Genomic DNA, 26,855 nt, shown 5'->3' on the forward strand with positions numbered 1-26,855 from the left:
TGACCGGCTCCTGCAGCGGAATCACTCGCCGATGGCGGCCTTGTAGGCGTCAGCATCGAGCAATTTGGCCAGGTCGGCGTCAACGCTGCTTGGCTTGAGCTTGAAGATCCAAGCGCCGTAAGGGTCGGTGTTCAGCAACTCAGGGCTGCCACCCAGTTCTTCGTTAACCGCAATCACTTCGCCAGCAACTGGCGAGTAGATATCAGAAGCCGCTTTAACCGACTCCACGACACCCGCCGTGTCACCCGCCGCAAACACTTTGCCGACTTCGGCCAACTCTACAAACACCACATCACCCAAGGCTTCCTGGGCATGGTCGGAGATCCCGACGGTGACGGTGCCGTCGGCTTCCAAACGGGCCCATTCATGACTTTCGGCAAAACGCAGGCCGGCAGGGATATCGCTCATAGTCTATGTCCTCAAGAAGAAATGTCAGCGGCCATTGGCCTGCCGGAATAGTTAGATCAAGGTTTTACCATGGCGCACAAAGGTCGGTTTGACCACTCGAACCGGATACCACTTGCCGCGGATTTCCACTTCGGCCCGATCGGCTGTCGCCGTCGGTACACGCGCCAAAGCAATGGATTTGCTCAGCGTAGGAGAGAAACTACCACTGGTGATCTCCCCTTCGCCAACATTGGCGATACGAACCACCTGGTGAGCGCGCAAAACCCCACGCTCTTCCAGCACCAAACCGACCAATTTGGTCTGCACACCGGCCGCCAGTTCGGCTTCCAGCGCGGCGCGGCCGATGAAACGGCGCTCGGCCGGTTCCCAGGCAATGCTCCAGGCCATGTTGGCCGCCAGGGGCGAAACGTCCTGGTGGATATCCTGGCCATACAGGTTCATACCGGCTTCCAGGCGCAGGGTGTCACGGGCGCCGAGGCCGATGGGTGAAATACCCGCGCCCACCAGATCGTTGAAAAATCCTGGGGCCTGATCGGCTGGCAGGACAATTTCCAGGCCGTCTTCGCCGGTGTAGCCGGTGCGGGCGATAAACCAATCGCCGTCGGCCTGGCCTTCGAAGGGCTTTAGCTGGTGGATCAGGGTGCCACGCGACTGAGTCACCAGCTCGGCGATTTTCTGCCGGGCGTGGGGGCCCTGGATAGCGAGCATGGACAGTTCGGAACGCTCGTGCAGTTGCGCCTGATAAGTGCCCAACTGCGCCTGCATCCAGGCCATGTCCTGGTCACGGGTGGCGGCGTTGACCACCAGACGATAACCGGTGTCGGTGCGGTAGACGATCATGTCGTCCACCACCCCACCGTGCTCGTTGAGCATGGCGCTGTACAATGCACGGCCGCAGCTATGCAAACGGTCGACGTCATTGGCCAGCAGGTACTGGAGCCATTCCTTGGCCTGGGGGCCGGTGACATCGATCACGGTCATATGAGATACATCGAACACCCCGCAGTCGCGTCGCACCTGATGGTGTTCTTCCACTTGCGAGCCATAGTGCAGAGGCATATCCCAACCGCCAAAATCGACCATTTTCGCGCCGAGGGCGAGATGCAGGTCATACAGAGGCGTGCGCTGTCCCATGGGTTTCTCCTTCCGGGCTTGGCGAAGGTACGCAGGGCTGCGGGATGGGCTGAACACCTTGAATTAAAAGGCCTGCCGCCACATCCAACGAGCCGGTCCGAAACACGGAGCGTACCGAATGCCGCGCATTGTAGCCTCAAGCCGTAGGACTGGCACCTAACCGATTTGTCGAGCGGAGCGTCGTATCAGTCCAACCACCGGCAACAGGCCGACCAGCACCAAGGTCAAGGCTGGCAATGATGCCCGCGCCCACTCCCCTTCACTGGTCATCTCAAAGATCCGCACCGCCAGGGTGTCCCAGCCAAACGGGCGCATCAGCAGGGTCGCGGGCATTTCCTTGAGCACGTCGACGAACACCAGCAACGCGGCGCTCAGGGTGCCCGGCAGCAATAACGGAAGATACACTTTGCAAAACAGTCGTGGGCCGCTCACCCCAAGGCTGCGCGCCGCTTCGGGCAACGATGGACGAATACGCGCCAAGCTGTTTTCCAGCGGCCCGTAAGCCACCGCCAGGAAGCGCACCAGATACGCCAGCACCAAGGCCGACAAACTGCCCAGCAACAAGGGCTTGCCCGCGCCGCCGAGCCAGCCCGACAACGGCACCACCCATTCACGGTCCAGGTAACTGAACGCCAACATGATCGACACCGCCAGTACCGAGCCCGGCAAGGCATATCCGACGTTGGCCAGGCCGATGGCGGAACGAATCGCCCGGGTCGGTGCCAGGCGGTTGGCGAAGGCCAGGATCAGGGCCACGCCGACAGTGACCAGCGCCGCGATACCGCCCAGGTAGAGGGTGTGGACGATCAGGCCCGTATAGCGCTCGTCCAGGTCGAAGCGGCCGCGCTGCCAGAACCAGGCGACCAGTTGCAGCATCGGAATGACAAAGGCACAGGCAAACACCAGGCCGCACCAACCACTCGCCACCGCCGCCTTCCACCCGCGCAGGTGATACAGCGCCTTGCCGCGCGGCCGCTCATTGCTCGGCCGACTGGCACCGCGGGCACGACGCTCGCCGTAAAGCACCAGCATCACCACCAGCAGCAACAGGCTGGCCAGTTGGGCCGCGCTGGACAGGCTGAAAAAGCCGTACCAGGTCTTGTAAATGGCGGTGGTGAAGGTATCGAAGTTGAACACCGAGACCGCACCGAAATCCGCCAAGGTCTCCATCAGCGCCAGGGCCACCCCGGCGCCAATCGCCGGCCGCGCCATGGGCAGGGCCACGCGCCAGAAGGCTTGCCAGGGCGATTGCCCCAGCACGCGCGCCGCTTCCATCAGGCCCTTGCCCTGGGCCAGGAACGCCGTGCGCGCCAGCAAATAAACGTAGGGATAAAACACCAGCACCAACACGACGACCACCCCACCGGTGGAGCGCACGCGGGGCAGGCGCAAGCCGCTGCCGAATGTTTCACGCAGCAGGGTTTGCACCGGCCCCGCGAAGTCCAGCAGGCCGACAAACACAAACGCCAGCACATACGCCGGGATCGCGAACGGCAGCATCAGCGCCCAATCGAGCCAGCGCCGCCCGGGAAATTCGCAGAGGCTGGTCAGCCACGCCAGGCTCACACCCAACAGGGTCACGCCGACGCCAACGCCGAGCACCAGGGTCAAGGTATTGCCCAACAGGCGCGGCATCTGGGTTTCCCACAGATGGGACCAGATTTGCACATCGATACTTTGCCAGGACAGCAACAGCACGCTCAGCGGCAGCAACACCAGGGCGGCGACGCTGAAGACCGGCAGGTACCAGCGGCGTTGGGCGGAGTGGGCCAAGAGCAAATTCCCTGGGAAAGGATGATCTACAGACAGACACAAAACAGTGTGGGAGGGAGCTTGCTCCCGATAGCGCAGTGCCAGTCACCTCATCAGTGACTGACCGACCGCCATCAGGAGCAAGCCCCCTCCCACAGACACATTCAGTTCCAGCCGGCCCGATCCATCAAGCGAATCGCCTCTGCCTGGCGCTTGCCCGCGACTTCCACCGGCAAGGTGTCCGCCACGAACTTGCCCCAACTGGCCACTTCAGCCGACGGCGCCACCACCGGGTTGGCCGGGAATTCCTGGTTCACGTCGGCAAAAATCTTCTGCGCCTCAGGCGTGGTCATCCATTCCACCAGCGCCTTGGCCGCTTCGGGGTGCGGCGCGTGCTTGGTCAGGCCGATGCCGGATAGGTTCACATGCACGCCACGGTCGCCCTGGTTCGGCCAGAACAGCTTCACCGCCAGGTTCGGCTTCTGCTTGTGCAGGCGGCCGTAGTAGTAAGTGTTGACGATGCCAACGTCGCACTGCCCGGCGTTGATCGCTTCGAGCACGGCGATATCGTCGGAGAACACATCGGTGGACAGGTTATTGACCCAGCCCTTGACGATTTCTTCGGTCTTGGCCGCGCCATGGGTTTCGATCAGGGTGGCGGTCAGCGACTGGTTGTAGACCTTTTTCGCCGTGCGCAGGCACAGGCGGCCTTCCCATTGTTTGTCGGCCAGGGCTTCGTAGGTGGTCAGCTCGCCCGGCTTCACCCGGTCGGTGGAATAGGCGAGGGTCCGCGCACGCAGGCTCAACCCGGTCCAGGCATGGGTGGACGAGCGGTATTGCAGCGGAATATTGGCGTCGATCACCTTGGAGGTGAACGGTTGCAGGATGCCCATCTGCTCGGCCTGCCAGAGGTTGCCGGCGTCCACGGTGAGCAGCAGGTCGGCGGTAGCGTTTTCGCCCTCGGCCTTGATGCGCTGCATCAGAGGGGCTTCCTTGTCGGTGATGAACTTCACCTGCACCCCGGTTTTCTGGGTGTAGGCATCGAACACCGGCTTGATCAGTTCGTCGATGCGCGAGGAGTAGACCACGACTTCGTCGGCCGCCTGCACGGTGGAGCTGCCGATGAGGGTGAGTGCCAGGGCAGTCAGGAGGCGCTTGGGTGCCGACATGGGTGCGGTCTCTCGTGAACAAAAGAGCACAAATGATAAGGACTCACATTTAGCATCTCAATCAAACACTCAGCGGAGGAGTTACGAGATGTTGCACGACCGCGATCGGCAGTTCATCGCGGGCACGCCCGGCGCCCACAAGGCACTGTATTGTGTGTCAGGGTTTGGCCAGCTCCGGCAGATCCCCGGTCAAGCCAAGGGCTTGGCGCACGAAGATCGCCTTGGCTTCCGGCATCTGGTCGACCACCTTCAAGCCGGCATTGCGCAGCCAACGCAACGGCAGTTGATCGGCCTGGAACAAGCGCTCGAAACCTTCCATCGCCGCCATCAGCGCCAGGTTATGCGGCATGCGCCGACGCTCATAGCGGCTCAGTACTTTCACATCCGCCAGGCGTTCACCGCGTTCGGTCGCCGATAACAGCACCTCGGCCAGCACGGCCGCGTCGAGAAAACCCAGGTTCACGCCCTGCCCCGCCAACGGGTGGATCACATGGGCCGCGTCACCGATCAACGCCAGGCCTTCGGCCACATAACGTTTGGCGTGGCGCTGGCGCAATGGCACGCACACGCGCGGGTCGGCGCTGAGCACCGTGCCCAGCCGCCCTTCGAAGGCGCGCTCCAGCTCACGGCAGAAGTGTTCATCATCCAACGCCATCAGGCGCGCGGACTCAACCGGCGTGGTCGACCAGACGATCGAACACCAGTCCTCCTGCCCATCGCGCACCAGTGGTAAAAACGCCAGCGGGCCGGTGTCGGTAAAGCGTTGCCAAGCTGTGCGCTGGTGCGGCTGGCTGCTGCGCACGCTGGTGACGATAGCGTTGTGCAGGTAATCCCATTCGCGGGTCGCGGTGCCGGTCAAACGACGTACTGCGGAGTTGGCGCCATCGGCCGCGACCACCAGCGGCGCGCGCAGCGTGCGGCCGTCGGCCAGGGTCAGCAGCCAGTCATCGCCGGAGCGGCGCATCTGTTCCAGGCGCGCATTGGCCAGCAGGCCCAGGTCGCAGTCGTGCAGGCGATCGAGCAAGGCATCCTGGACCACGCGGTTTTCGACGATATGCCCGAGCACTTCGGCATGCACGCTGGCCGCCGAAAAATGGATCTGCCCGGTGCCACTGCCGTCCCACACCTGCATCTCGCCATACGGGCTGGCGCGCCGTTCGACGATGCCGTCCCACACGCCAAGGCGCTCAAGGATGCGCTGGCTGGCGACCGACAAGGCGCTCACCCGTGGCTCGAAGGCAGCGTCACGCTCGAACGGCTTGACGCTCAGCGGGCTGCCATCCAGCAACAGCACCTGCAGGCCACTGCCCTGCAACGCCAGCGCCAGGGCGCTCCCGACCATTCCGGCCCCGACAATCAGCACATCTGCGCGCATGTCCATGCTTTAAGCCTGTCTCGCTCGCGGCTTGCGCCGCACGTAAAGGGTTTTGTCGACCCGCGCCACCAGGGTGCCGGAGCCGTCATGAATCTGGACCTTGAGGTGGGGCAAGTACTTCTCGCCGCCCTCCGTCTGTCGACGAACCTCATCCAGCAAGGCATCGTCGATGGAAAATTCGGCATACACCGGGCCTTTGCCCGGCGAGATGAAGTCGATGCTCGCGGCCTTGTCCCAGACGATGTAGTCGCGGCCCAGGTTCTCCATCAGCATCAACATGTAGAACGGGTCGACCATCGAATACAGGCTGCCGCCGAATTGCGTACCGACGTAGTTACGGTTGTACCAGCCCAGGCCCATGCGCACTTTGACATGCCGGAAATCCGCGCTCATCTGCTGCACGCGAACCCCCGCGCCCAAATACGGCGGATACACACTCATGACCCAACGCAACAAGCGCGCTTTGCCCAGACGGGCGATCAGCCACTTACGCATCCGGACGCGTGCCCAGGCCCATGGCTTGACGGGCGAACCAGCGTTTGGCCGGCGGTAGCAAATCCAGACCCAGCAAGCCCATGTTGCGCCCCAGCGCGACCAGCGGCTGGGCGCTGCCGAACAGGCGCGTGACCTGATCGGAGAAGCCCACGGTCAGCTTCTGATCCATGCGCTGCCGCTCGCGATATGCCTGCAAGGTCGCCAGGTCACCCGGCACCGCTGGCCCGGCCAGCAAGGCCTCGGCCAGGGCACTCGCATCGCGCAGGGACAGGTTGAAACCCTGCCCCGCAATCGGGTGCAGGCTGTGGGCGGCATTGCCGAGGATCGCCAGGTGCGAACGTACTTGTTCTTCGGCTTCCACCAGGGTCAGCGGGTACAGATGCCGCGCCCCGACTTGCTTCAAGGTGCCCAGGCGGTAGCCGAACACGCCCTGCAATTCACTGAGGAAACTGCGCTCATCCAGGTTGGCCAGACGCTGCGCGTCCATGCCGGCACGGGTCCAGACCAACGCGCAGCGGTTGTCCGGCAGCGGCAGCAGGGCCATCGGGCCGTCGTCGGTGAAACGCTCGAAGGCTTCGCCGTTGTGGGCTTCGCTCGGGGTGATATTGGCGATCAGCGCGCTCTGGTTGTACGGGCGGGCTTTCACGGCGATACCCAATTGCTCACGCAGGCCGGAGCGACCGCCGTCGGCCAGCACGGCAAGGTCACACTCGAGCACGGTTTCGTCGTTGAGGGTCAGGCGATAGCCGTCGGGCAACGGCTCCATGCGCGTGACTTCAGCCGGGCAGCGCCAACTGACCACGTCCTTATCCAGGCCTTGCCACAGGCATTGGCCGAGCCAGGCGTTTTCCACTACGTAGCCGAGGGCCGGCACGCCCTCTTCCATGGCGGACAAACGCGCAGTGGAGAAGCGCCCGCGGTCCGACACATGAATCTGCTTGATCGGTTCGGCGCGGCGGGAGATGGCCTGCCACAGGCCCAAACGCTGATAAATCTGCCGTGCGCCATAGGACAGCGCCGAAGAGCGAGCGTCGTAGCTCGGCTGGTAGCTGTCGCCCGGCGCGAAGGGTTCGATCAGTACGATCTTCCAGCCCCGCGCCTTGGCCCCGGCCTGCAACGCCAACGCCAGGCTGGCGCCCACCAGGCCGCCGCCGATAATGGCCAGGTTGACCCGGCTCATCGGGCGGCCGCCATCAACGCTTCGATGTCGGCGACGGTCTTGGGCACGCCGCTGGTCAGAATCTCACAGCCTTGTTTGGTCACTACCACGTCGTCCTCGATGCGCACGCCAATGCCACGCCATTTCTTTGCCACGTTCTGGTTGTCCGGCGAAATATAGATCCCCGGCTCCACGGTCAACGCCATGCCGACTTCCAGCACACGCCATTCACCGCCCACTTTGTACTCGCCGACATCATGCACATCCATCCCCAGCCAGTGGCCGGCGCGGTGCATATAGAAAGGCTTGTAGGCTTCGCTAGCGATCAGTTCGTCAACGTCACCTTGCAGTAAACCCAGCTTCACCAGCCCGGCGGTGATGACCTGCACGGTGGCCTCATGGGCCTGGTTCCAATGCTTGTTCGGTGCAATCTCGGCGAAGGCGGCTTCCTGGGAGGCCAGCACGACTTCATAGATCGCCTTTTGCTCGGGCGAGAACGTGCCGTTGACCGGCCAGGTGCGGGTGATGTCGCTGGCGTAGCAGTCGATCTCACAACCGGCGTCGATCAGCACCAGATCACCGTCCTTGAGCAGCGCGTCATTCTGCTGGTAATGCAGGATGCAGCTGTTGCGCCCAGCAGCGACGATGGAGCCATAGGCCGGCATCTTCGCGCCGCCTTTGCGGAACGCGTAATCCAGCTCGGCTTCGAGGCTGAACTCATGCAAGCCAGCGCGGCTGGCCTGCATGGCCCGCACGTGGGCCGCGCAGGAAATTCGCGCAGCTTCACGCATCACCTTCACTTCCGCCGCCGATTTATACAGGCGCATGTCGTGGAGCAGATGATCCAGGGCAACAAATTCGTTCGGCGGCTGGGCGCCCAGGTGCGCTTTAGAGCGGATGACGTTGATCCACTCCATCAGGTGCCGGTCGAACTCGGCATTGCTGCCCATGGCCGAATACACCCGGTCGCGGCCTTCGATCAGGCCGGGGAGGATGTCGTCGATATCGGTGATGGGGAAGGCATCGTCGGCGCCGAAATCACGCACCGCGCCTTCGGTGCCTGCGCGCAGGCCGTCCCACAGTTCGCGCTCGGCATTGCGTTCGCGACAGAACAGCACGTACTCGCCGTGCTGGCGACCGGGCATCAGCACGATCACCGCCTGGGGCTCGGGGAAGCCGCTCAGGTACTGGAAATCGCTGTCCTGGCGGTAGACATGTTCGACATCACGGTTGCGGATGGCCACGGCAGCGGCCGGTAGAATCGCGATGCTGTTGGGCACCATCTGCGCCATGAGCGCCTTGCGGCGACGGGTGTATTCCGCTTTCGGGATATGGATCATGGGCAGATGGGTTTCCTTTCTTGGTGCAGTGACAGCCTTAGTGCAACGACGGCTTAGCCGCGACCGGTTCAGCGGACTTGCGGGTCTCGGTGAACAGCAGCAACGGCGCGACGCGCAGGTACTCCATGACTTCCATGTAGTCGCCTTCACCGTCTTCGGATTCTTCCAGGGCATCTTGCACCTGGGAGATGGCGGCCAGGTCCTGCAGCACTTCCTTGGCGTCGGTGCTCAGCTCCAGGCCGCTGGCGTTCACGCCAAAACCGTGGAGGAAGCCCTGGCACCATTGGCCCAGCGCGGCAGCGCGCTCGGTGAGCGGTGCATCGTCGGTCGGCAGCAGCAGAACCACGGTGACGTCATCACCGGTCAGCTCGCCCTTGACCATTTCCTGCAGGCCGATCAGCGCGTTACGCACGTTCTCGGTGGGTTCGGTTTCCAGCAGTTCGGCCACATCGGCCAACCAGTTGTCGGCGTCAAAGCCAACACCGGTGCAACTGCGGCCCAGCAACACGCCGTGCAGTTCGGCAGGCGAGCAAGGATGACCGCTGGTGCTCAGCAGTTTGGTAAAAGCATCATACGGGGAGTTCTGAATGGGCATGGTGAGCTAGGCGCCAGACGGCGCAATGTCTAGAATGGAGCGCTGTATCCTAGCACCGGCAGACGTACCAAGACTATCAAGGGCGTCAGATCGTTTATCCTGCAGTTGCCATTCATCAGACAAATCCAGTGGAACCCAATGGAAGACACCGACCTGCAAGCGCTGATGGCCAGATTCGAATTGCTAATTGATCGGGTCGAGCAACTAAAGAGGCAAAACGGACTCCTATTAGCTCAGGAAAAGACCTGGCGCGAGGAACGCGCTCACCTCATTGAAAAAAACGAAATCGCCCGGCGTAAGGTCGAATCGATGATTTCGCGCCTGAAGGCCCTGGAGCAAGACTCATGAGTTCAAGCAATAGCGTCACCGTGCAGATTCTCGACAAAGAATATTCGATCATTTGCCCCCAGGAAGAGCGCAGCAACCTGGTGAGCGCCGCCCGCTACCTGGATGGCAAGATGCGTGAAATCCGCAGCAGCGGCAAAGTAATCGGCGCCGACCGCATCGCCGTGATGGCCGCGCTGAATATCACCCACGATTTGCTGCACAAGCAGGAGCGCCCTGACGTACAGGCCAGCGGCTCGACGCGCGAGCAGGTGCGTGACCTACTGGAGCGTGTGGACCTGGCACTGTCCAACGATTCCGAGGCACCCAAGGGCTGATTGCCGCGCCCGTTTAAGGTATACTCGCCCCACTCCCTGGCGTGCTTGCCAGTCGGCGATGTCCCGGAGCCGATTCGCACTACCCTGGAAGTTGCACGTTTGGCTGGTGTGCATGTCCGCTAGACGGAAAGCCTTAAAGCCTACTGCATCTTCCACCTTGAACTTTCGGGTTCAAGGGCTTAGTCGACAGCGGTTCTGTCGGGGAGCCTGAATCCCAAACTCAATGCCAGTCCCAGGACTGGCATTGTTTTATGAGCCGAAAAACCATGACCGAACCTGCGCCGCTTTCCCGTCCGCAACTTCGACGCATGTTGCGCAACGCCCGCCGCGCCCTCACGCCGAGCGAGCAACGCGAAGCCGCCCAAGGCGTGTATCGGCAACTGGCACAGCACCCGCTGTTTCGCCGGGCCAAACATATTTCCCTGTATCTACCGACGGACGGTGAAATCGATCCGCGCTTGCTGCTGCGTGCGGCCCAGCGGCGGGGCAAGGCCACCTACCTGCCGGTGCTCAGCGCCTGGCCACGGACCAAGATGGTGTTCCAGCGTGTTCGGCCTGGGGAGAAGCTGCTGCCCAATCGCTTTCGCATTCTTGAACCACGCACGAATGTCCGCCGCCAGCGCAAGGTCTGGGCGCTGGATCTGGTGTTATTGCCATTGGTTGGGTTCGATGACGCGGGTGGGCGCCTGGGCATGGGCGGCGGCTTTTATGACCGCAGCCTGGCTTACCTGGCGCGCCGCCAGCACTGGCGCAAGCCGACGCTGTTGGGCCTGGCCCATGAATGTCAGAAAGTCGAACGATTGGTGCAGGCGAGCTGGGATGTGCCGTTGGCGGGCACCGTCACCGATAAGAAATGGTATATCGCGCAGGCGTCGCTGGAACCTGCGACGCCCTGAAGAAGGGTTAACGCTTGAACGGTTGTGGCGGCTGCTGAGTCAGCTCAATGGGCGCATCGGTCTTGTTCGACCACAAGCTCTGCGCATACCCGGTGGTCACGACGCCCAGACCAAACAAAATAACCAATATCCATAGTAAATCCGGTTTACGTTGCATCGATTGCCCCCCTTCAGGCACCTCGTACACGATGACAACAACGTTCCAAAGTAGTCCGTTGCAGCTGCGTCAAGCTTAAAATCCCGGCATTCTGCGTTAACGTGAACCAACACGCAAACCTTGACGCCAACCGACCGTCGGTTTGTCATGCAATTGCCCGACAACCTGTCCAACGCCTTTTTCAGGAGCCGCCCAATGGCCTACTGGCTGATGAAATCCGAGCCCGACGAACTTTCCATTACCGGCCTGGAACACCTCGGCGAAACGCCATGGGATGGGGTTCGCAACTATCAAGCGCGCAACTTTCTGCGCGCGATGGCGGTGGGCGATGCGTTTTTCTTCTACCACTCCAGTTGCCCGGAGCCTGGCATTGCCGGCATCGGCAAAATCGTCGCGGCGGCGTATCCCGACCCCACCGCGCTGGACCCTTCCAGCCACTATTTCGACGCCAAGGCCGGCCCGGACAAAAACCCGTGGAGCGCGATCAACGTGGCCCACGTCCAGACGTTTCCCAAGGTACTCGGCCTGGGCTATCTGAAGCAACAAACCGCACTGGCCGAACTGCCGCTGGTGCAAAAAGGCAGCCGTCTCTCGGTGATGCCGGTGACCGCCGAGCAATGGTCAGCGGTACTCGCGCTGCGCTAAACAGCAGAACCTTACAGTCACGCGCCCAACGCATGCATCTGCACCGCAACCGGGTTAGGCTTGCGCTTCATTTGACCCGTATCAAGCGCCCTCGGGCCGAACCGGTCAGACTAGGACGCTAACACCGCAGGAAGCAACCATGTCGACGAACCATCGCACCTCCCAGTTGTTTGCCACCCTCCTGATTGTGTTGCTGCTCGCCGCCGGCGGTTTCGGTTACTGGAAATCCACCCAGGACCGCCTGCCCGAAGGCTTGAGCATGGGCAATGGCCGCCTGGAATCGACCGAAGTGCAGATTGCCGCCAAGATCCCCGGGCGGCTGGACGAAGTGCGAGTGGATGAAGGCGACAAGGTCCTCAAGGGCCAACTGCTGGCGCGCATGGACACGCGCACCCTGGAAGCCCAGCGCGCCCAGGCCGAAGCCGAAGTGCTGCGCGCCAAGGAAAACCTCGCCGCCGCCGAAGCCAATGTGCAATTGCGCCAGAGCGAACAACTGCTCGCCCACCAGGAACTCAAGCGAACCCAGGAGCTGTACAAGCGTGGCTTCGCCAGCGGCCAGTTGATCGACCAGCAGCAGGCGCGCCAGAACACCGGCAATGCGGCCGTGGTTGCCGCCCAGGCCCAGGTCAATTCGGCCAAGGCCGCCATCGGTGCCGCCCAGGCCCAGGTGGCGCAGCTCACCAGCGAAATCGATGACAGCAGCCTGCGTGCGCCCATCGACGGCATTATCCAACTGCGCCTGGCCGAGCCGGGCGAAGTGCTCGGCGCGGGCGGCCGCGTCTTGCTGCTGATCGATCCCGAAGATCAATACATGAACCTCTACCTGCCCGCCTCGGTGACCGGCGCCCTGACCGTCGGCAGCGACGCGCGCATCCTCCTCGACGCGCTTCCCGACCAATCGCTGCCGGCCAAAATCAGCTTCGTCGCGGCCAAATCGCAGTTCACGCCCAAAGAGGTAGAAACCCGCGATGAACGCCAGAAATTGGTGTTTCGCGTCAAACTGCGCCTGACCCACCCCAGCGCCGTGCCGCAGGCCAAACCGGGCATGCCCGGCGCCGGCTACGTGCGCACGGCTGACATCGACTGGCCGGCTAACCTGCAATGACCGATCTGGCGCTGCACGCCACGGGCATCCAGCACCGCTACGGCAAGCAACAGGCGCTGGTCGATATCGCCTTCAGCCTGCCCGCTGGCACGCGCTGCGGGCTGATCGGCCCGGATGGCGCGGGCAAGTCGAGCCTGCTGGGCTTGATCGCCGGGGTTAAAAAACTCCAGGACGGCCAACTGGAGGTGCTCGGCGGCTCCATCGCCGACCGCCACCACCGCAACAGCCTCTACCCGCGCATCGCCTTCATGCCCCAAGGCCTGGGCGGCAACCTGTACCCCGAACTGTCCATCAGCGAAAACATCCGCTTCTTCGCGACGCTGTTCGGCCTGACCAAAGCCGATTGCGACCAGCGCATGCACAGCCTGCTGCTGGCCACCGACCTTGAGCGCTTCGCCGACCGCCCGGCCGGCAAACTCTCCGGCGGGATGAAGCAGAAACTCGGCCTGTGCTGCGCGCTGATCCATGACCCGGACCTGCTGATCCTCGACGAGCCCACCACCGGGGTCGACCCGCTGTCACGTCGGCGCTTCTGGGAACTGGTCGAAACCGTTCGCAGCGAGCGCCCACAACTGACGCTGCTGGTGGCCACGGCCTACATGGAAGAAGCCGAGCAGTTTGAACATTGCCTGATGCTTGACCGCGGCAAACTGATCGCCGACGGTTTGAGCAGTGAGCTCGCCGCAGCAACCCCCAGCGGCAAGCTGGATGAGGCCTTCACCCACTTCCAGGGCGACAGCGCCCATGACAACCAACCGCTGGTTATCCCTGCGCGCGCAAGCAACAGCACCGATATCGCCATCGAAGCCCACAACCTGACCCTGCGCTTTGGCGACTTCACGGCGGTCGATAACGTCAGCTTTGCCATCGGCCGCGGCGAGATTTTCGGTTTCCTCGGCTCCAACGGCTGCGGCAAGACCACCACCATGAAAGTCCTCACCGGCCTGATGCCGGCCACTGAGGGCACTGCCACGCTGCTGGGCAACCCGGTGAACGCCAAGGACCTGGCCACCCGCAAGCGCGTGGGCTTCATGTCGCAGAGCTTTTCGCTGTACGGCGAACTCAGCGTGCTGCAGAACCTGGTGCTGCACGCGCAGTTGTTCGATTTGCCCAAAGCCGACAGTGGCAAGCGGATCGATGAGCTGATCCAGCGTTTCGACCTCGGCGAGGTGGCCGAGCAGCCGTCGGGCGAGCTGCCCCTCGGCCTGCGTCAGCGCTTGTCGTTGGCCGTGGCGGTGCTGCACCGCCCCGAAGTGCTGATCCTCGATGAACCGACCTCGGGCGTCGACCCGGCGGCGCGGGATGACTTCTGGCGGCTGCTGATCGAACTGTCGCGCAAACAAGGGGTGACGATCTTTCTGTCCACCCACTTCATGAACGAAGCCCAGCGTTGTGACCGCATCTCCCTGATGCACGCGGGCAAGGTGCTGGCCTGCGACACGCCCGACGCGCTGCAGCAGCAATTCCACGGCGACACCCTCGAAGCCGCGTTCGTCACATGCCTGGAGCAAGCCCAGGGCGAAGCCGAACCCGCCGCGCCCAACGCACCCACCGCTACCGTCAGCGAAACCAGCCCACCGCCCGTGAGCAAGCGCGGGTTCAGCCTGTCGCGCCTGTTGGCCGTGGCCAGCCGTGAAGGCAAGGAACTGCTGCGCGACAAGGTGCGCATGGCCTTCGCCCTGCTCGGGGCGATGTTCATGATGGTGATCTTCGGCTACGGCATTTCCCTGGATGTGGAAAACCTCGCCTTTGCCGTCTACGACCAGGACCAGACCCCACAAAGTCGCGCCTATCTGGAAGCGTTCCGCAGCTCGCGCTACTTCGCCGAACAAACACCCATCCAGGATGCCAACGAACTGCACCGGCGCCTGCAACGCTCGGAAATCAAACTGGCCCTGGAAATCCCGCCCGGTTTTGGCCGCGACCTCTACGCCGGCCGCCAACCCAGCGTGGCCGCCTGGCTCGACGGCGGCATGCCGTTTCGCGCAGAAACCAGCCGTAACTATGTAGAAGCGGTCCACCAGGCCAACCTGCAGCAACTGTCCGAACTGAGCAGCCAGCCGTTGAACAGCCAAAGCGCGGCCAAGCTCGAAACCCGCTTTCGCTACAACCAGGATGTGGTCAGCGTGAACGCCATCGGCCCAGGCGTGATGGCACTGATCCTCGCCTTCATCCCGGCGATGCTGACTGCGCTCGGTATCGTGCGCGAGAAAGAGCTGGGCTCGATCACCAACTTCTATGCCACGCCGCTGACCCGCCTGGAGTTCCTGCTGGGCAAACAGGCGCCGTACCTGGCCGTGAGCCTGGTCAACCTGGCCGTGCTGGCCGCGATGAACCGCTGGCTGTTCGGCGTGCCGTTCAAGGGCAGCGCCCTGACCCTGGCGTTCGGCGGCCTGCTGTACGTGCTCGCCACCACCAGCATGGGCCTGCTGATTTCCGCGTTCACCCGCACCCAGATCGCGGCGATCCTCGGCACCATGATCATCACCAGCCTGCCGACCATTCAGTTCTCCGGGCTGATCGTGCCGCGTTCGTCCCTGGAAGGTGCGGCGGCGGTGATGGGCATGCTGTTTCCGGCGGGGCACTTTCTCGATATCGCGGTGGGCACGTTCACCAAGGCCCTCGACCTGCGCCAACTGTGGCCGCAATGCCTGGCGCTGTTCGGGTTTTTCCTCGGGTTTACCGGGCTTAGCCTGATCATGCTGAAGAAGCAGGAGGCTTGATGCATAAGTTCGCGCACATCCTGCGCCTGGGGATCAAGGAACTGACCAGCCTGCGCCACGACAGCGTGCTGCTGTTGTTTCTGTTCTATGCCTTCACCGTCGCGATCTATATGCCTGCGGCCGGCTCGGTGATTGGTGTGCATAACGCCAGCGTGGCGTTTATCGACGAGGACCACAGTTCGCTCTCACGGCAGATGGCCGAGGCGTTGCAGCCGCCCGAGTTCCAGTCACCCGTGCCGTTGGCGTATGACCAGTTGGATAAGGTCATGGACAGCGGCCAGTACACCTTCGTGATCAACGTACCGGCGAATTTCCAGGCCGACCTGTTGGCCGGTCGCGAGCCCGGCGTGCAGGTGAACGTCGATGCCACCGCGATGAGCCAGGCCTTCATGGGCGCCGGCTACATCTCGCGGATTTTCCAACGTGAGCTGCTGACCTACAGCGGCCAGGCCGACTCCGCCAGCAAAGCGCCGGCGCTGCTGACGACGCGGGCGCTGTTCAATACCAATCTGGAAGGTGGCTGGTTCCTCGCGGTCATCCAGATCGTCAACAACATCACCATCCTCGCCATCGTGCTCACCGGCACCGCGCTGCTGCGCGAGCGCGAACACGGCACCCTCGACCATTTGCTGGTGCTGCCGCTGACGGCGCTGGAAATCATGCTGGCGAAAATCTGGAGCAACATGCTGGTGGTGGTGCTGTGTACCTGGCTGTCCCTGGAAGTGGTGGTCAAGGGCATGCTCGGCGTGCCGCTGGCCGGGTCGCTGAGCCTGTTTCTGTTCGTGACCGCGCTGTACCTGTTTGCCAGCACCGCCCTGGGGATATTCCTCGCCACCCTCGCCCGCTCGACGCCGCAGTTCGGCTTGCTGGCGATCCCGGTGATCATCCCGATGCTGTTGCTCTCCGGCGGCAGTACGCCGCTGGACAGCATGCCCGAGTGGTTGCAGTGGGTGATGCAGGGGTCGCCGTCGACGCACTTTGTGAGCCTGAGCGCGGCGATCCTGTTCCGCGATGCGGGCGTGAGTGTGGTGTGGCCAGATTTGCTGGCGCTGGCGGGGATTGGCTTGCTGTTCTTTGCGGTGGCGTTGGCGCGGTTCAGGAAGAGCCTGGCGTCTTGAGGTGTCTGCATGGCCGCGATCGCGAGCAAGCCCGCTGCCACATTTGGAACGCGTTCCGATGTGCGCGCGTGCCTGCTTGCGATCGCCGTACAGCGACTATTGGATGATCAGGTTGTTGAACAACAGGTCTTCCACCATCGGCTTGCCGGTTTCGTCGTTCATCACTTGCTGGGTTTGCTTCAGGGCTTCCTGGCGCAGTTTTTCCTTGCCTTCAACGGTGCTCATGCTCTCGTTGGTTTGCTGGGTGAACAGCGCCACCAGTTGATTACGAATCAACGCATCGTTGGCTTTGACGGCGGCAGCCGCTTCGGTGCCGGTCACGCGCAGGGCGATATCGGCCTTGTACACCTTGAGCTTGGCCGTGCCATCCAGGCCATAGTTGCCCACGAGCGGCGGGGCCAGGCTGATATAGCTGACCTTCGGCGCCTCGCCTTCTTTCGCCTCTTGGGCCTGGGCCGCCATCGGCAAGGTCAGGGCGAGCATCAACAAAATCCACGCTTTCACAGTTCATTCCTCACATTCTGTTGCCCAGTAGCATAACGCTAGCAGGGCAGAGCACAAGCTTATGGCGACTTATCAGGCCCGGGCATGCTTGTTGACCCACGGGCGCACCCTCCTACACTTATCGGCCACGACGCCAAAAGGAATAGTCCGATGAAAGCTGTGCTGTGCAAAGCCTTCGGCCCCGCCGAAAACCTGGTGCTGGAAGAGATCGCCAGCCCGGCGATCAAGAAGAACGAAATCCTGCTGGACGTGCACGCCGCCGGGGTCAACTTCCCGGACACCCTGATCATCGAGGGCAAGTACCAGTTCAAACCGCCCTTCCCGTTCTCACCGGGGGGCGAAGCGGCGGGGGTGGTCAGTGAAGTGGGCGAAAAAGTCAGCCATCTGAAGGTCGGTGACCGCGTGATGGCGCTGACCGGCTGGGGCAGTTTTGCCGAGCAGGTCGCGGTGCCCGGCTATAACGTGCTGCCGATCCCGCCCAGCATGGACTTCAACACCGCAGCCGCGTTCAGCATGACCTATGGCACCTCGATGCATGCCCTGAAACAAAGGGCCAACCTGCAACCCGGCGAAACCCTGCTGGTCCTCGGCGCCTCCGGTGGCGTGGGCCTGGCCGCCGTGGAAATCGGCAAGGCCATGGGCGCCCGCGTGATCGCCGCCGCCAGCAGCGCCGACAAACTGGCGGTGGCCAAGGCCGCCGGCGCCGATGAGCTGATCAACTACAGCGAAGCCAGCCTGAAAGATGAGGTCAAGCGCCTGACCGACGGCAACGGCGCCGATGTGATCTACGACCCGGTGGGCGGCGACCTGTTTGATCAGGCCATCCGCGCCATCGCCTGGAACGGCCGCCTGCTGGTGGTGGGTTTTGCCAGCGGGCGTATTCCAGAGCTGCCGGTGAACCTGGCGCTGCTCAAGGGTGCGGCCGTAGTCGGGGTGTTCTGGGGCTCGTTCGCCCAGCGCCAGCCACAGGACAATGCGGCGAACTTCCAGCAGCTGTTTGGTTGGTATGCCGAGGGCAAGTTGAAACCGCTGGTGTCGCAGGTGTACCCACTTGAGCAGGCTGCCCGGGCGATCAATGACCTGGGGCAGCGCAAGGCCGTCGGCAAGGTTGTCGTCCAGACCCGCTGACAGAGGTGAAACGCGCTCAAATGTGGGAGGGGGCTTGCCCCCGATGGCGTTGGTTCAGTCAACAGATGTATTCACTGACCCACTGTCATCGGGGGCAAGTCGAATCGTCGCACCGCCCCTCCCACATTTTGATCTCCAGTGTCCTGCAGACGCCAACTGCGACCATCACTTGCCCATTCACGACATGTTCGTAAGAGAACATGCGTTTGCTCATATTTCTTGTGTTTGCACGTAAGACGCGATGCTATTTTCGGTAACGAAACTGTAACATTCGCATCCGCTGTCAAAACAAGAAATCTGGAGCTCTTGAATGTTTGCTTTCTTTCGTCCTGCCGTGCATCAGGCGCCCCTGCCTGAAGAAAAAATAGACAGTACCTACCGACGGCTGCGCTGGCAGATCTTCGCCGGTATTTTCTTCGGTTACGCCGGGTACTACCTGCTGCGTAAAAACTTCTCCCTGGCCATGCCCTACCTGATCGACGAGGGTTACACCCGTGGTGAACTGGGCCTGGCGATGTCGGCGATCGCGATTGCCTACGGCCTGTCCAAGTTCCTCATGGGCCTGGTGTCCGACCGCTCCAACCCGCGCTACTTCCTGCCCTTCGGCCTGCTGGTATCGGCGGGAGTGATGTTCATTTTCGGTTTCGCGCCTTGGGCGACGTCCAGCGTGACCATGATGTTCATTTTGCTGTTCATCAACGGTTGGGCCCAGGGCATGGGTTGGCCGCCGAGCGGACGGACCATGGTGCATTGGTGGTCGCAGAAGGAACGCGGTGGCGTGGTGTCCGTGTGGAACGTGGCGCACAACGTCGGCGGCGGCCTGATCGGCCCGTTGTTCCTGCTCGGCATGGCCTGGTTCAATGACTGGCATGCCGCGTTCTATGTGCCGGCAACGGTTGCGTTACTGGTGGCGGCATTCGCCTTCATCACCATGCGCGACACCCCGCAATCGGTCGGCCTGCCGCCGATTGAGCAGTACAAAAACGATTATCCGGAAGGCTACGACGCCAGCCACGAAGACGAATTCAGCGCCAAGGAAATCTTCGTCAAGTACGTGCTGCACAACAAAATGCTCTGGTACATCGCCTTTGCCAACGTGTTCGTCTACCTGTTGCGCTACGGCGTGTTGGACTGGGCACCGACCTACTTGAAAGAAGCCAAGCACTTCACGGTCGACAAGTCGTCCTGGGCATATTTCTTCTACGAGTGGGCAGGTATTCCGGGCACGCTGCTGTGCGGCTGGATGTCGGACAAGATCTTCCGCGGCAACCGTGGCCTGACCGGTATCGTGTTCATGGCGCTGGTGACCGTTGCGACCCTGGTGTACTGGCTCAACCCGCCGGGCAACCCGATGGTCGACATGATCGCGCTGTTCTCGATCGGTTTCCTGATCTACGGCCCGGTGATGCTGATCGGCCTACAGGCGCTGGAACTGGCGCCGAAAAAAGCCGCCGGTACGGCTGCGGGCTTCACCGGCCTGTTCGGTTACCTGGGCGGTTCGGTGGCGGCGAGTGCGGCCATGGGCTACACCGTGGACCACTTCGGCTGGGACGGCGGCTTTGTGCTGCTGGTCGGCGCGTGCCTGCTGGCGATCGCGTGCCTGATCCCGACGTTGTGGCACACCAACAGTGTCAGCTCGGCGCGTTAATCGCCTGAGCAATCCTTGGCACAACGCTTGAGCCGCGCCTCCAGGTTTTTGTCTGGCATGGCGTGGCTACGCAGGGCGTTAACGGTCTGCTCGACATAATCGCGCGTAGTGCCGTAACGCCCGCAAGCGCTTTGCAGCACGTGGCTGAGCACGATGTCGGGCAGATTGCCGGCGTAGCTCGGCAGGTGCCGCTCCAATACAAACCCCAGCGCCTGCACCCGACTGCCATCTTCCAGACGGCAACTGAGCCAGTGCGGCCGATAGGAAGGGTAAGGCATTTCGCGCTGCCACAAGGCGTAAAGCGAGGCCTCCAGTTGGTCTTCCGGCAGGCGGTAGGCAAAACCGCTGCACGAACCCCCGCGATCCAGGCCGAAGACCAACCCGGGTATTTCCGGCGTACCCCGATGCTCGTGGGACCACAGGTACAAACCGCGGTGATACCCATGGACCCGTGCCCGCACCCGCTCGGTCGATGAACACTCAGGCCGCCAGATCAGCGAACCGTAAGCGAATAGCCAGACCGGCCCACCCTTATGCCGGGCCATGGTGGCCTGCATCGAGCTCATCAACTGTTCGTGAGTGAGTTGCGGCCCCAGATCGAGCTGCGGAGGGTAAGCCAATTGCAAAAGATCGGATTCAATGGCGGTCATGGCGGATCGCTGAGGTCTCCTGTGCGGCTACGAGAATCTATTACCAATTGTAAGTAACTTTACCGTAATAGAACCCGCCGCTGTAACCGTATGGCGAAAAAGTGCTAATCGGCCGAGTTGCCCTGGGGCTGGGGCGTGGTTCCACCCATTCGTCAGGATTCAGGGCGCCAATCCCGCTACTTTCAGCCCCGGTTCAGCCTGGGTGCGCGCACAACCTTCAAAATAGTCTCCACATCACGACCCACCTAGCCGCCCCTCATACCGACTAATCGAGGTCATCCCCATGAAAAAATTTCGACTGCCCGGCCTGCTGTTCCTGGCCCAGGCCACCACCGCCCTCGCGGCCGAGGCCCCACCTGTCGACGATGACAAGGGCTTCTGGTATGCGCAGACCAGCGTCTACACCCGGCACTTTGCGCCGGACCCCGAGCATAACAACCATCAGGATCTGCTCGGCCTGGAGCGCAATGAAGCGTCAGGCCTGGTGTATGGCGCGGCGACGTTTCGCAACTCGTTCAGCCAGCGGTCCTACTACGCCTATGCGGGCAAACGCTATGACATGACCGACTATCCGGTCTATTTGAAGCTGACAGGCGGGGCGATTCAGGGCTATCGCGGCAAGTACCGCGACAAGATCCCGTTGAACCGTTTCGGCGTGGCGCCGGTGATCATTCCGTCCGTAGGCACCCATTACGGGCCAGTGGCGGCGGAGCTGGTGCTGCTGGGGTTCAATGCGGCGATGATCACGACCGGCGTGCGTTTCTGAACGCGACGCCAGCTCCCCATTAGAAGCCCGCGTAGGGCTTCAGGGCCGCGGGGCGTAGGCGAATACGTCGGCACGCATCTGATGTGCATCCATGCCGGCGTCCACCAGCGCATCCAATGTGCCGTAGATCATCGCCGGTGAACCGCTGGCGTAGACATACACGCCCTTGAGGTCGCGGATGTCTTCGCACACCGCTTCATGCAACAGCCCACAGCGTCCTTCCCAGCCGCACACGTCGCTGACCACTTTGTGCAGGAACAGGTTGGGCAGTTGCAACCATTGATCCCAATGCTCGATCTCGTAGAAATCTTCCGGACGCCGCACGCCCCAATACAGATGCACCGGGTGCTTGAAGCCGGAGGCGCGGCAATGCTCGATCAGGCTGTGCATCTGCGCCATGCCGGTACCGGCGGCGATCAACACCAGCGGCCCATCGGGTAACTCGGCCAGGTGGGTATCGCCAAACGGCAGCTCGATGCGGGCCATCTGGTTGCGCTGCAACTGTTCGAGCAGGTTGCGCGCGCTGTCTTCGCGAGCCAGCACGTGCAGTTCCAGCTCGCGTCCGGAGTGGGGCGCCGAGGCCAGGGAAAACGCCGACTTCTCGCCGTTTTCCCGTTCAATCATCAGGTATTGCCCGGCGTGGTAACGCACGGCCTTACCGGCCGGGGCGAGCAAGCGCACGCGCCATACATCGCCACCGACTTCCACACACTCACTCACTTGGCACGACAACTTGCGCAACGGCAACTCTCCCGGCGCCAGCACGCCATCCCACAACACCACACAATCTTCCAGCGGCTCGGCGATACAGGTGTAGAACTCACCATGGTCGCGTACCTCACCGGCCTGCTGCACGCGGCCTTCCACCAACAGCGCCGCACACACATGGCACACGCCATTGCGGCAGGCTTGCGGGCATTCGTAGCCCAGGCGGCGCGCACCTTCGAGGATTCGCTCGCCAGGGTCCAGCTCCAATACGGCGCCGGAAGGTTGCAGGGTTACACGCATCAATCTATTCCCAATTCTTTCCAGATCGCATCGACACGCGCCGTCACGGCTTCGTCCTTGACGATCACCCTGCCCCACTCGCGGGTGGTCTCACCCGGCCATTTGTGCGTGGCATCCAGGCCCATCTTCGAGCCCAGGCCCGAAACCGGCGAAGCGAAGTCGAGGTAGTCGATCGGCGTGTTGTCGATCATCACCGTGTCGCGCTTGGGGTCCATGCGCGTGGTGATGGCCCAGATCACGTCGTTCCAGTCGCGGGCGTTGATGTCGTCGTCGGTGACGATAACGAACTTGGTGTACATGAACTGTCGCAAAAACGACCACACACCGAGCATTACCCGCTTGGCGTGGCCGGGGTACGACTTCTTCATGGTCACGATGGCCATACGGTACGAGCAGCCTTCGGGCGGCAGGTAGAAGTCGGTGATTTCCGGGAACTGCTTCTGCAGGATCGGCACGAACACTTCGTTCAGCGCCACGCCAAGAATCGCCGGCTCATCCGGCGGACGGCCGGTGTAGGTGCTGTGGTAGATCGGCTTGATCCGATGGGTGATGCGCTCGACGGTGAACACCGGGAAGCTGTCGACTTCGTTGTAGTAGCCGGTGTGGTCGCCGTAGGGGCCTTCATCGGCCATCTCGCCCGGATGAATCACGCCTTCGAGGATGATTTCGGCGGTGGCCGGTACTTGCAGGTCGTTGCCGCGGCACTTCACCAGCTCGGTGCGATTGCCGCGCAGCAGGCCGGCGAAGGCGTATTCGGACAGGCTGTCAGGCACCGGGGTCACGGCGCCGAGGATGGTGGCCGGGTCGGCGCCCAGGGCCACGGCGACCGGGAACGGCTTGCCGGGATGCTTTTCGCACCACTCACGAAAGTCCAGGGCGCCGCCACGATGGCTCAACCAACGCATGATCACCTTGTTGCGGCCGATCACTTGCTGACGGTAGATACCGAGGTTCTGGCGGTCCTTGTTCGGGCCTTTGGTGACGGTCAGGCCCCAGGTGATCAGCGGGCCAACGTCGCCGGGCCAGCAGGTCTGCACCGGGAGCATCCCCAGGTCGACGTCATCGCCTTCGATGACCACTTCCTGACACGCCGCGTCCTTGACCACCTTGGGTGCCATGGCAATGATCTTGCGGAAGATCGGCAGCTTCGACCAGGCGTCCTTCAAGCCCTTGGGAGGCTCGGGCTCTTTGAGGAAGGCCAGCAACTTGCCGATCTCGCGCAGTTCGCTGACCGACTCGGCACCCATGCCAAAGGCCACGCGGTCGGGGGTACCGAACAGGTTGCCGAGCACCGGGATATTAAAACCGGTCGGGTTCTCGAACAGCAGCGCCGGGCCCTTGTTGCGCAGGGTGCGATCGCAAATCTCAGTCATTTCCAGCACCGGCGAAACCGGCATCTGGATACGTTTCAACTCTCCGCGCTGCTCAAGTTGCTGCACGAAATCCCGAAGATCCTTGAATTTCATTAACCATGCCACCCGTAAAATAGGCGTACATCGTACCTGCTCTGAGGGCGGCTGGCAGCTTATCGCAGTGCATTGGGGGGTCGAAGGCACTTAAAAAACGGGAAAAAAAAATGGCACCCCTGAGGGCGCCATTTTTTTGGACCTGAAACGTCGTATTACTTACGCTTCATCGACAGGAAGAACTCGTCGTTGGTCTTGGTGGTTTTCAGCTTGTCGATCAGGAACTCGATGGCGGCGACTTCGTCCATCGGGTGCAGCAGCTTGCGCAGGATCCACATGCGCTGCAGTTCGTCGTCGGCAGTCAGCAACTCTTCGCGGCGGGTGCCGGAACGGTTGATGTTGATGGCCGGGAACACACGCTTTTCAGCGATACGACGGTCCAGGGGCAGTTCCATGTTGCCGGTACCCTTGAACTCTTCGTAGATCACTTCATCCATCTTCGAGCCGGTTTCAACCAGCGCGGTAGCGATGATGGTCAGCGAGCCGCCTTCTTCGATATTGCGCGCGGCGCCGAAGAAACGTTTCGGTTTCTCCAGGGCGTGGGCATCGACACCACCGGTCAATACCTTGCCGGAGCTCGGGATCACGGTGTTGTAGGCACGGGCCAGACGGGTGATGGAGTCGAGCAGGATCACCACGTCTTTCTTGTGTTCGACCAGGCGCTTGGCCTTCTCGATCACCATTTCGGCAACCTGCACGTGGCGGGTTGGCGGCTCATCGAACGTCGAGGCAACCACTTCGCCGCGCACGGTGCGCTGCATTTCGGTCACTTCTTCCGGACGCTCATCGATCAGCAGCACGATCAGGTGAACTTCAGGGTTGTTACGCGCAATGTTCGCGGCAATGTTCTGCAGCATGATGGTCTTACCGGCTTTCGGCGGTGCGACGATCAGGCCACGCTGGCCCTTGCCGATCGGGGCGCACAGGTCGATGACACGACCGGTCAAGTCTTCGGTGGAACCGTTGCCGGCTTCCATCTTCATGCGCACGGTCGGGAACAGCGGGGTCAGGTTCTCGAAGAGAATCTTGTTTTTCGCGTTCTCGGGACGATCGAAGTTGATCGTGTCGACCTTGAGCAGGGCGAAATAACGCTCGCCTTCCTTCGGAGGGCGGATCTTGCCAACGATGGTGTCACCGGTGCGCAAGTTGAAGCGACGGATCTGGCTCGGCGAGACATAGATATCGTCTGGGCCGGCGAGATAGGAAGCGTCCGCAGAGCGGAGGAAGCCGAAGCCGTCCTGGAGAATCTCCAGCACGCCATCACCGGAAATTTCCTCGCCGCTTTTCGCGTGCTTTTTGAGCAGGGAGAAAATCACGTCCTGCTTGCGCGAACGGGCCATATTTTCTATGCCCATCTCTTCGGCCAATTGGAGCAGGTCGGTAATCGGCTTTTGCTTGAGTTCAGTCAGATTCATATAGGAATGACGTAATCATTTATGGAGGGGGGAAATTAAGCTTTTGGCTTAATGAGGCCGCGCCGCAGAGAAGGCGACATGATCGCGTACTAATCGAAAAGGAATGCGTCGGCGACGGCTTGCAGGGGGCAGTGGAGAAACCAGTGCGGGGCCGAATGTACCACCTGAATTTAGGAGCGTCTAGCCCTGTTTCACGAAAAAGCCCCGCAAATTGCGGGGCTTTTTTGACGACGCTTAGATGTTTGCGTCGAGGAATGCCGCCAACTGGGACTTCGACAACGCGCCCACTTTGGTCGCTTCCACGTTGCCGTTCTTGAACAGCATCAGCGTCGGAATACCACGCACGCCGTGCTTGGCCGGGGTTTCCTGGTTTTCGTCGATGTTCAACTTGGCAATGGTCAGCTTGCCGTCGTAGGTGGTTGCAATCTCGTCCAGAACCGGAGCGATCATTTTGCAAGGGCCACACCATTCAGCCCAGTAGTCAACCAGCACCGGGCCAGTTGCCTTGAGTACTTCGGCCTCAAAGGTCGCGTCAGTGACGTGCTTGATAAGATCGTTGCTCATGGATGTCTCCGGATTGTAAGCAAAAAAAACGTGGCCCATCATAGCTGCCCTTCCCCCGTTCAGGAAGCCGCCTCTGATTGAGTCTTGCTATGGTGATGCATGAGTTTGGGTATCGCTCCGCTCACGGCGATACCGGCGTCACAAAGGCAATCCCCGTGCGCAACGCCGCATTGCGCACATGCTCCTGCATGCTTTTCTGTGCCGCCGCACTGGCGCGACGGGCCAGGGCGCGCAGAATTCTACGGTGCTCCTGCCAGGTTTCCATGGCCCGTTCCGGCCGGATGAACGGTAGCTTCTGGCTCTCCAGGAACACCTCGGCGCTGGCACTCAGGATGCTGACCATCGCCTGGTTGCCACTGGCCAGGAGGAGGCGCTGGTGGAATTCGAAGTCCAGCCGGGCGGCGGCTTCGAAGTCGCCGGCCTTGAGCACCTTGCGCATGGCTTCGACATTATCTTCCAGGCGGTCCAGCTCATCGATGGTCAGCGTGACGGCCGCCAACCCCGACGCAAACCCCTCCAGGGCATAGCGCAACTGGAAGATATCCAGCGGCGTCGCCTGGGCCGCGAAGGGCCATGCAAACCCCGGCGACTCTTGTGCCTCTTGCACGAACACGCCTTTGCCCGGCTGCACGCTGACCACCCCCAAGGCACTGAGAGACGACAACGCCTCGCGCAATGACGCCCGGCTCACGCCCAACTGCAGCGCCAGGTCGCGCTGGGATGGCAATGCGTCGCCCGGCCCGAAGCCTTGCTCCTTGATCAGTTTGCGGATGGCCTGCAAGGCCGCTTCCGGTACCGCTTGGGCGATGGAATTCATAAAAAACTCAAGGTTCCAGACAACTGAGCGAGTAGTTGTAAAGCTATTCGCGCCTGGCGGCAAGCCACGCCCCAAAGGGGCTCGCGCGGTTTTGCCGGCGCTCGAAAACGGTGCAAAACCCGTGCTCACTGTTCAGACCAGTAAGACCACCACAAC

The 26,855-nt window shown here is 61.9% G+C and carries 27 protein-coding genes and 1 other RNA gene; 11 read left to right on the forward strand and 17 right to left on the reverse strand.

Annotated features, from left to right (window positions below; translation table 11 throughout):
• Nucleotides 1–21: 21 nt before the first annotated feature.
• From gcvH to ACS5Q8_RS28025, 9 genes are all read right to left on the reverse strand, one after another.
• Complete coding sequence (gene gcvH, locus ACS5Q8_RS27985) at nt 22–408, reverse strand: glycine cleavage system protein GcvH (RefSeq protein WP_276195364.1); 387 nt, start codon at nt 406–408, stop codon at nt 22–24.
• 51 nt (nt 409–459) lie between these two features.
• Nucleotides 460–1,542, reverse strand: coding sequence for a glycine cleavage system aminomethyltransferase GcvT (gene gcvT, locus ACS5Q8_RS27990; protein ID WP_465159665.1), 1,083 nt, complete (start codon nt 1,540–1,542; stop codon nt 460–462).
• 156 nt (nt 1,543–1,698) lie between these two features.
• The gene (locus ACS5Q8_RS27995) at nt 1,699–3,315 is read right to left on the reverse strand and encodes an ABC transporter permease (RefSeq protein ID WP_426099932.1); all 1,617 of its coding nucleotides are present in this window, start codon (nt 3,313–3,315) and stop codon (nt 1,699–1,701) included.
• A gap of 143 nt (nt 3,316–3,458) precedes the next feature.
• On the reverse strand, nt 3,459–4,463 hold the full coding sequence (locus ACS5Q8_RS28000; RefSeq protein WP_276195367.1) for an extracellular solute-binding protein: 1,005 nt from the start codon (nt 4,461–4,463) through the stop codon (nt 3,459–3,461).
• Nucleotides 4,464–4,620: 157 nt separating this feature from the next.
• The gene (locus tag ACS5Q8_RS28005) at nt 4,621–5,838 is read right to left on the reverse strand and encodes a 2-octaprenyl-3-methyl-6-methoxy-1,4-benzoquinol hydroxylase (RefSeq protein ID WP_276198009.1); all 1,218 of its coding nucleotides are present in this window, start codon (nt 5,836–5,838) and stop codon (nt 4,621–4,623) included.
• Nucleotides 5,839–5,847: 9 nt separating this feature from the next.
• Entirely contained in the window at nt 5,848–6,333 is a 486-nt protein-coding gene (locus ACS5Q8_RS28010) for a DUF4442 domain-containing protein (RefSeq protein ID WP_276195368.1), read from the reverse strand.
• Complete coding sequence (gene ubiH, locus ACS5Q8_RS28015) at nt 6,326–7,513, reverse strand: 2-octaprenyl-6-methoxyphenyl hydroxylase (protein ID WP_443697786.1); 1,188 nt, start codon at nt 7,511–7,513, stop codon at nt 6,326–6,328. Before ubiH ends, ACS5Q8_RS28010 begins: the two co-directional genes overlap by 8 nt.
• The gene (gene pepP, locus ACS5Q8_RS28020) at nt 7,510–8,832 is read right to left on the reverse strand and encodes a Xaa-Pro aminopeptidase (RefSeq protein WP_276195369.1); all 1,323 of its coding nucleotides are present in this window, start codon (nt 8,830–8,832) and stop codon (nt 7,510–7,512) included. The genes ubiH and pepP overlap by 4 nt, the downstream gene beginning before the upstream one ends.
• 37 nt (nt 8,833–8,869) lie before the next feature.
• Entirely contained in the window at nt 8,870–9,427 is a 558-nt protein-coding gene (locus ACS5Q8_RS28025) for a YecA/YgfB family protein (protein WP_443694019.1), read from the reverse strand.
• A gap of 138 nt (nt 9,428–9,565) precedes the next feature.
• Between ACS5Q8_RS28025 and ACS5Q8_RS28030 the strand changes: the two genes are divergently transcribed.
• From ACS5Q8_RS28030 to ACS5Q8_RS28045, 4 genes are all read left to right on the forward strand, one after another.
• Nucleotides 9,566–9,775 carry a TIGR02449 family protein gene (locus ACS5Q8_RS28030; RefSeq protein ID WP_247405660.1) on the forward strand — a complete coding sequence of 70 codons (210 nt, stop codon included), beginning with the start codon at nt 9,566–9,568 and terminating at the stop codon, nt 9,773–9,775.
• Entirely contained in the window at nt 9,772–10,089 is a 318-nt protein-coding gene (locus ACS5Q8_RS28035; protein ID WP_247405663.1) for a cell division protein ZapA, read from the forward strand. Before ACS5Q8_RS28030 ends, ACS5Q8_RS28035 begins: the two co-directional genes overlap by 4 nt.
• Nucleotides 10,090–10,119: 30 nt before the next feature.
• Nucleotides 10,120–10,298: non-coding RNA, 6S RNA (gene ssrS / locus ACS5Q8_RS28040), on the forward strand.
• A 57-nt stretch (nt 10,299–10,355) separates the two neighbouring features.
• On the forward strand, nt 10,356–10,985 hold the full coding sequence (locus ACS5Q8_RS28045; RefSeq protein WP_276198010.1) for a 5-formyltetrahydrofolate cyclo-ligase: 630 nt from the start codon (nt 10,356–10,358) through the stop codon (nt 10,983–10,985).
• Between the two features lie 7 nt (nt 10,986–10,992).
• Here the strand turns inward: ACS5Q8_RS28045 and ACS5Q8_RS28050 are convergent, their stop codons facing one another.
• Nucleotides 10,993–11,142, reverse strand: a complete 150-nt coding sequence (locus ACS5Q8_RS28050; protein WP_426099931.1) for a hypothetical protein — start codon at nt 11,140–11,142, stop codon at nt 10,993–10,995.
• A 195-nt stretch (nt 11,143–11,337) separates the two neighbouring features.
• Between ACS5Q8_RS28050 and ACS5Q8_RS28055 the strand changes: the two genes are divergently transcribed.
• The 4 genes from ACS5Q8_RS28055 to ACS5Q8_RS28070 all read left to right on the forward strand — a co-directional run bounded on the left by ACS5Q8_RS28055 (nt 11,338) and on the right by ACS5Q8_RS28070 (nt 16,733).
• Nucleotides 11,338–11,787: an EVE domain-containing protein gene (locus ACS5Q8_RS28055; protein ID WP_276195372.1), complete on the forward strand. Its 450-nt coding sequence runs from the start codon at nt 11,338–11,340 to the stop codon at nt 11,785–11,787.
• Nucleotides 11,788–11,926: 139 nt separating this feature from the next.
• On the forward strand, nt 11,927–12,892 hold the full coding sequence (locus ACS5Q8_RS28060) for an HlyD family secretion protein (RefSeq protein ID WP_276195373.1): 966 nt from the start codon (nt 11,927–11,929) through the stop codon (nt 12,890–12,892).
• Complete coding sequence (gene rbbA / locus ACS5Q8_RS28065) at nt 12,889–15,615, forward strand: ribosome-associated ATPase/putative transporter RbbA (protein WP_465159666.1); 2,727 nt, start codon at nt 12,889–12,891, stop codon at nt 15,613–15,615. Before ACS5Q8_RS28060 ends, rbbA begins: the two co-directional genes overlap by 4 nt.
• Nucleotides 15,615–16,733: an ABC transporter permease gene (locus tag ACS5Q8_RS28070; protein WP_247407850.1), complete on the forward strand. Its 1,119-nt coding sequence runs from the start codon at nt 15,615–15,617 to the stop codon at nt 16,731–16,733. Before rbbA ends, ACS5Q8_RS28070 begins: the two co-directional genes overlap by 1 nt.
• Nucleotides 16,734–16,829: 96 nt before the next feature.
• Here the strand turns inward: ACS5Q8_RS28070 and ACS5Q8_RS28075 are convergent, their stop codons facing one another.
• Nucleotides 16,830–17,237, reverse strand: coding sequence for a flagellar basal body-associated protein FliL (locus ACS5Q8_RS28075; protein ID WP_247407849.1), 408 nt, complete (start codon nt 17,235–17,237; stop codon nt 16,830–16,832).
• 150 nt (nt 17,238–17,387) lie between these two features.
• Between ACS5Q8_RS28075 and ACS5Q8_RS28080 the strand changes: the two genes are divergently transcribed.
• Nucleotides 17,388–18,365 carry an NADPH:quinone oxidoreductase family protein gene (locus ACS5Q8_RS28080; protein WP_465159667.1) on the forward strand — a complete coding sequence of 326 codons (978 nt, stop codon included), beginning with the start codon at nt 17,388–17,390 and terminating at the stop codon, nt 18,363–18,365.
• Between the two features lie 310 nt (nt 18,366–18,675).
• Complete coding sequence (gene glpT, locus ACS5Q8_RS28085; RefSeq protein WP_247406189.1) at nt 18,676–20,013, forward strand: glycerol-3-phosphate transporter; 1,338 nt, start codon at nt 18,676–18,678, stop codon at nt 20,011–20,013.
• Here glpT and ACS5Q8_RS28090 read toward each other — a convergent pair.
• The gene (locus ACS5Q8_RS28090) at nt 20,010–20,663 is read right to left on the reverse strand and encodes a gamma-glutamylcyclotransferase (RefSeq protein WP_276195378.1); all 654 of its coding nucleotides are present in this window, start codon (nt 20,661–20,663) and stop codon (nt 20,010–20,012) included. The genes glpT and ACS5Q8_RS28090 overlap by 4 nt on opposite strands.
• Before the next feature lie 283 nt (nt 20,664–20,946).
• Here ACS5Q8_RS28090 and ACS5Q8_RS28095 point away from each other — a divergent pair, with 283 nt between their 5' ends.
• Nucleotides 20,947–21,429 carry a sn-glycerol-3-phosphate transporter gene (locus ACS5Q8_RS28095; protein ID WP_276195379.1) on the forward strand — a complete coding sequence of 161 codons (483 nt, stop codon included), beginning with the start codon at nt 20,947–20,949 and terminating at the stop codon, nt 21,427–21,429.
• Nucleotides 21,430–21,468: 39 nt separating this feature from the next.
• Here ACS5Q8_RS28095 and ACS5Q8_RS28100 read toward each other — a convergent pair whose 3' ends face one another.
• From ACS5Q8_RS28100 to ACS5Q8_RS28120, 5 genes are all read right to left on the reverse strand, one after another.
• Nucleotides 21,469–22,437: a CDP-6-deoxy-delta-3,4-glucoseen reductase gene (locus ACS5Q8_RS28100; protein ID WP_276195380.1), complete on the reverse strand. Its 969-nt coding sequence runs from the start codon at nt 22,435–22,437 to the stop codon at nt 21,469–21,471.
• Nucleotides 22,437–23,903 (reverse strand): 4-hydroxy-3-polyprenylbenzoate decarboxylase, encoded by a 1,467-nt coding sequence (gene ubiD, locus ACS5Q8_RS28105; RefSeq protein WP_426099926.1) that lies wholly within the window; start codon nt 23,901–23,903, stop codon nt 22,437–22,439. The genes ACS5Q8_RS28100 and ubiD overlap by 1 nt, the downstream gene beginning before the upstream one ends.
• Nucleotides 23,904–24,058: 155 nt before the next feature.
• Nucleotides 24,059–25,318, reverse strand: a complete 1,260-nt coding sequence (gene rho, locus ACS5Q8_RS28110) for a transcription termination factor Rho (protein WP_003176825.1) — start codon at nt 25,316–25,318, stop codon at nt 24,059–24,061.
• Between the two features lie 234 nt (nt 25,319–25,552).
• Nucleotides 25,553–25,882 (reverse strand): thioredoxin TrxA, encoded by a 330-nt coding sequence (gene trxA / locus ACS5Q8_RS28115; protein ID WP_247398910.1) that lies wholly within the window; start codon nt 25,880–25,882, stop codon nt 25,553–25,555.
• 121 nt (nt 25,883–26,003) lie between these two features.
• The gene (locus ACS5Q8_RS28120; protein ID WP_426099925.1) at nt 26,004–26,699 is read right to left on the reverse strand and encodes a FadR/GntR family transcriptional regulator; all 696 of its coding nucleotides are present in this window, start codon (nt 26,697–26,699) and stop codon (nt 26,004–26,006) included.
• Nucleotides 26,700–26,855: the final 156 nt, after the last annotated feature.

The organism is Pseudomonas sp. PAMC25584 (genome assembly GCF_058135675.1).